The organism is Alteromonas sp. 14N.309.X.WAT.G.H12 (assembly GCF_036697315.1).
GTDB lineage: Bacteria > Pseudomonadota > Gammaproteobacteria > Enterobacterales > Alteromonadaceae > Alteromonas.
Map to the genome: position 1 here is coordinate 1 of NZ_JBAHZB010000170.1, position 4848 is coordinate 4848.

At 44.2% G+C, this 4848-nt stretch carries 5 protein-coding genes; 4 read left to right on the top strand and 1 reads right to left on the bottom strand.

The features are described 5' to 3' along the window. Positions 1-238 (bottom strand): glutaredoxin domain-containing protein (locus V5298_RS19775; protein WP_332933144.1); only part of this gene is annotated, 238 nt, incomplete at its 3' end. A 367-nt stretch (positions 239-605) separates the two neighbouring features. On the opposite strand from V5298_RS19775, the gene sodB reads away from it, so the two are divergent. From sodB to V5298_RS19795, 4 genes are all read left to right on the top strand, one after another. Continuing rightward, complete coding sequence (gene sodB / locus V5298_RS19780; protein ID WP_332933145.1) at positions 606-1190, top strand: superoxide dismutase [Fe]; 585 nt, start codon at positions 606-608, stop codon at positions 1188-1190. A 225-nt stretch (positions 1191-1415) separates the two neighbouring features. Then, complete coding sequence (locus tag V5298_RS19785; protein WP_332933146.1) at positions 1416-3338, top strand: PrkA family serine protein kinase; 1923 nt, start codon at positions 1416-1418, stop codon at positions 3336-3338. A 60-nt stretch (positions 3339-3398) separates the two neighbouring features. Next, entirely contained in the window at positions 3399-4691 is a 1293-nt protein-coding gene (locus tag V5298_RS19790) for a YeaH/YhbH family protein (RefSeq protein WP_332933147.1), read from the top strand. Next, on the top strand, positions 4688-4848 hold a 161-nt coding region (locus tag V5298_RS19795), incomplete at its 3' end, for a SpoVR family protein (protein ID WP_332933148.1). The genes V5298_RS19790 and V5298_RS19795, both read left to right, overlap by 4 nt.

Genomic DNA, 4848 nt, shown 5'->3' on the forward strand with positions numbered 1-4848 from the left:
CCCATAGTTGAGGGAAAGTGGGCCAGTTGGCATATTTAGGCAACTCGGCACGAATATCCGGATTTTGTAAAATATCCACATAGGCGAATGGTTCACCACATGACATCAGTGCTTGAACAGCCTGTGCAGAAAAACCGCAACTAGGCAGTTTTGGCGAGCCCTTCATGTACAATAAAATAGGGCTCTCAGCAATTTGCTGTTTAATTTTATCAACGGTTGATTCTGTAGTATTTTCCATTCAATCCTCTTTGGGGTGAAAGTAAGCTAATTCTCTCGATATGGGTCTTGGACAATCGAAATTCAAGCCCGGCTATATGTGGTTTCTTACAAACAGTGTACCATAACCGGTAATGAGGTCAGCACCGAAATAAGGGAATTGATCACCTTAGCTATGATCCAAAAGAATCGGGCAGACTTAGAAACATAACTATCGAAAAACACCTTTGAGAGAAATTTTCTTTATCGTTATTGTCGAAAAATGATAAATCTGTCATTGTGTTATCGAATAAAATCCCTATATCAGCTTTGACCGTTGTCACTAATGTGTGTGGAAAACGTCCCACACGTTCCGTGACATTAATTCATTTCAATAATGGAGAAATCACATGGCGTTTGAACTTCCACCACTGCCGTACGAAAAAAATGCGTTAGAACCACATATTTCAGCTGAAACTTTGGAATATCACTACGGTAAGCACCACGCCACATATGTCACTAAGCTAAATGGCTTGGTTGAAGGCACTGACCTTGAAAGCAAAGATTTAGAAGAGATCATCAAGACCTCTGAAGGCGGTGTATTTAATAACGCAGCGCAAATCTGGAACCATACGTTTTACTGGAATTGCTTAAGCCCAAATGGCGGCGGCGAACCAACAGGTCCATTAGCTGATGCTATCAATGCCAAATGGGGCTCATTTGCAGATTTTCAGGCTGCCTTTGACGATAAATCTGTAAACAACTTTGGTTCTAGCTGGACATGGCTGGTAAAAACCGCTGACGGTTCTTTGGATATCGTCAACACCAGCAACGCTGGCACACCTATCACAGAAGACGGTGTAACACCCTTGTTAACTGTGGATTTGTGGGAACATGCTTACTACATCGACTACCGCAATGCACGTCCTAAGTATCTGGAAAACTTCTGGAAGTTGGTTAACTGGACATTTGCTGCTGAGAACTTTGCAAAGTAACTTTTGCAGCTTAAAATGACTTAAAGCCCGGCGCCTGTCGGGCTTTTTATTACAACAATGTAAATGCAACCGATTGGGTGTAAAGACAATTTTTATTCGAAAAGGTTCATTCTTCAATTAGACAAAATCGCGTTTCGTTATTCCCAAATATCCTGAAAAAATTCTTTAAAACTCTCAAAACAAGACTAAGCTGTATATAAGAAGGTCCGTTTTTTGGGGGAATCGATGGGAATATTCGAGCATTACCAGCAACGCTACGAGGAACGCCAACAAGAAGAATTCACAATTCAGGAGTTTCTTGATATCTGCAAAGCAGATCCAATGGCTTATGCCAATTCAGCTGAAAGGCTGCTTGCGGCAATTGGCGAGCCAGAGATGATAGACACGTCAACGGATCCTGCCTTGAGCCGGATTTTCTCTAACCGCGTCATTGCACGCTATCCGGCATTTCACGAATTTTATGGCATGGAAGAAGCCATAGAGCAAATTGTCTCTTACTTACGCCATGCCGCACAGGGTCTGGAAGAGAAAAAACAAATCCTGTATCTCCTTGGTCCGGTTGGCGGCGGTAAATCATCCTTAGCCGAACGACTAAAAGAGCTCATGCAGAAAGTGCCAATTTACATGTTGAAAGGCTCACCAACCAACGATCATCCTTTCTCATTATTTGACGTTAACGAAGACGGCCAGATCCTCGAGAAAGAGTACGGCATTCCGAAACGCTACTTAAAAACCATCATGTCACCTTGGGCCAGAAAGCGTCTGCATGAATATGGTGGTGACATTTCGCAATTTAAAGTGGTCCGGGTTTATCCTTCTGTTTTAGACCAGATTGGTATTGCGAAAACAGAGCCTGGGGATGAAAACAACCAGGATATTTCCTCACTGGTGGGCAAAGTGGATATTCGGCGCTTAGAACAATATGCGCAAAATGATCCCGACGCTTACAGTTATTCCGGTTCCTTATGTAAGGGGAATCAGGGGTTGATGGAATTTGTGGAAATGTTCAAAGCCCCTATCAAGGTGCTCCATCCGTTGCTTACCGCAACACAGGAAGGCAACTATAATCCCACTGAGGGGTTCTCCGCGTTACCTTTTGATGGCTTAATCCTTGCCCATTCCAACGAATCAGAATGGCAGACATTTCGCAACAACAAGAACAACGAGGCATTCCTCGATAGGGTCTATATTGTCAAAGTCCCGTATTGCTTACGGGTTTCCGAAGAAATTCGTATTTATAAAAAACTCCTCGACAGCAGTGAACTTAACGGCGCGCCCTGCGCTCCTGACACCTTAGAATGTTTGGCCCAGTTCACGGTACTTTCCCGCCTTAAAGAGCCGGAAAATTCGAGTATTTACTCAAAAATGCGGGTTTACGATGGCGAAAGCCTCAAAGATACCGACCCTAAAGCCAAGTCGTATCAGGAATATCGTGATTACGCGGGTGTAGATGAAGGCATGGAAGGGTTATCGACACGCTTTGCGTTTAAGATCCTTTCTAGGGTGTTTAATTTTGATCATCAAGAAGTGGCCGCGAACCCCGTGCATTTGTTTTATGTGCTGGAACGCCAAATTGAACGGGAACAGTTCCCGCAGGAAACTGCCGACCGTTATCGCGAATTCTTAAAAGGGTACCTGATTCCCCGATACGTTGAATTCATTGGTAAAGAAATTCAGACCGCATACTTAGAGTCTTACTCTGAATATGGTCAAAACCTCTTTGACCGCTATGTGACCTATGCTGATTTTTGGATCCAAGATCAAGAATATCGGGATCCGGAAACCGGACAACTCTTTGACCGTGAGTCTTTAAATGCAGAGCTTGAAAAAACCGAAAAACCGGCCGGTATCAGTAATCCAAAAGATTTCCGCAATGAAATTGTGAATTTTGTTTTACGGGCCCGAGCCAGTAATGGGGGTAAAAACCCTGCGTGGACAAGCTACGAAAAACTGCGCACGGTTATCGAGAAGAAAATGTTCTCGAACACCGAAGACTTACTCCCTGTGATTTCGTTTAATACTAAAGGTTCGTCAGAAGACAAGAAAAAACATGATGACTTTGTTAATCGTATGGTGGAAAAAGGCTATACACAAAAACAAGTTAGACTCTTGTGTGATTGGTACTTACGGGTACGCAAAGCGTCCTGATTGTCAACGGGAAGTGAGAAGTATAGATACACTGTTGTGGCAACCAAAAAGTAGACATCTATGGCGCATTTTATTGACCGACGATTAAACAGCAAAGGAAAAAGTACTGTCAATCGACAGCGCTTTCTCCGCCGCTATAAGCAACAGATAAAGCGAGCTGTGTCCGATGCGGTAGGACAACGTTCTGTTACCGATCTTGAATCCGGTGAAGAAATCAGTATACCGGCACGAGATATTAAAGAGCCGGTATTTCATACTGGATCTGGTGGTCAGCGTACCGTTGTCCATCCGGGGAACGATCAGTTTACCGCTGGTGACAAGATAGATCGCCCGCCCCCACAAGGCGGACAAGGGCAAGGCGAAGGCGAAGCCAGTGATTCCGGGGAAGGTGAAGACGAATTTGTATTCTCCATCTCAAAAGACGAGTATCTGGATTTACTGTTTGACGATTTGGCCCTGCCTAACCTGAAAAGAAACCAGTTTGATAAAGTTATTCAATATGAAACCTACCGTGCCGGTTATCAAACCGATGGCGTACCTAGTAATCTGGATATCGTCCGCTCCCTCAAAGGCTCGGTGGCACGCCGCATAGCCCTAACCGGTAGCAGTAAAAAACTGCTACGAGAAAAAGAAGCCGAACTGGCGCTACTTAAAGCCGACAAACATGAAAATACCTTGGCTATTTTGGCGCTGGAAAAAGAAATCGAGGCACTTAAGCAAAAAATAGCCCGTGTGCCATTTATCGATACCTTCGATTTGCGCTTTAAAAACTATGACAAACGCCCTATTCCCACCAGCAAAGCCGTAATGTTTTGCCTCATGGATGTGTCTGGCTCCATGGATCAGGCCACAAAGGATATGGCAAAACGCTTCTATATTTTGCTTTATCTGTTTTTAACCCGAACCTACGAAAACGTGGACGTGGTGTATATCCGCCACCATACTCAGGCAAAAGAGGTGGATGAGCAGGAGTTTTTCTACTCCCAGGAAACCGGTGGCACCATTGTGTCTAGTGCATTGAAGCTGATGGATGAAATTGTAAAAGAGCGGTATATGGAAAGCGATTGGAACATCTACGCGGCCCAGGCCTCCGACGGTGATAATTGGGCCGATGACTCTCCCATGTGTAAGAACATATTGATGAAAGACCTCTTACCGGTGACCCGTTACTTTGCGTATATCGAAATTACCGAGCGCCAGCATCAGAGTTTATGGCGGGAATACCAGAACGTAGAAAACCAGTGTGAAAACTTTGTCTGTAAACATATTCAATCGGTAAGCGATATTTATCCTGTTTTTCGTGAACTGTTCAGGAAGTCTGCACAGGATACGACCCAAGGAGGTCTATCATGAGTGTACAGCCAAAACCTTTTCAAACACCCCTTGATGACGGTCCAGACTGGACATTCACTATGCTGGAAGATTATGAATCCCATATCGACAGAATAGCGAAAAACTTCAAATTGGATACGTACCCCAATCAAATCGAAGTGATCACCGCAGAACAGAT